The 269-nt window shown below is 71.4% G+C and carries 1 protein-coding gene; it reads left to right on the top strand.

What is annotated here, in order from left to right; all coding sequences use genetic code 11:
* A partial coding sequence (locus tag ACH13J_RS18480) for a hypothetical protein (protein WP_397544806.1) occupies positions 1 to 269 on the top strand: 269 nt, incomplete at both ends.

The raw sequence follows: 269 nt of genomic DNA, 5'->3' as shown, positions 1-269 counted from the left end.
CTGGAACCGCGCCATCGCCGGCGGCCTGGCCGACGCCAATCCGTATGACGGCATCCAGGCCGGCCAGGTCAATCTGTGGGCGCCGGACGCCTACCACGGCAGCGCGCACGGCTACTACCTGGAAGCGCTGACCATCTTCGGCAAGGTGACCGGGCGCGATCCGCGCACGCTTGGCGCCGACGATCCGGTGGCGCGCGAGATCGGCATCGATGCGGCAACGGCCGGCGCGCTGCAGCGCTTTGCGGCCGGGCAGCTGGCCGCAAAGCACA

It is taken from the genome of Roseovarius salis (assembly GCF_044472985.1).
Lineage (GTDB): Bacteria > Pseudomonadota > Alphaproteobacteria > Rhodobacterales > Rhodobacteraceae > Roseovarius > Roseovarius salis.
This window is presented reverse-complemented; position numbering and strand designations above follow the sequence as displayed.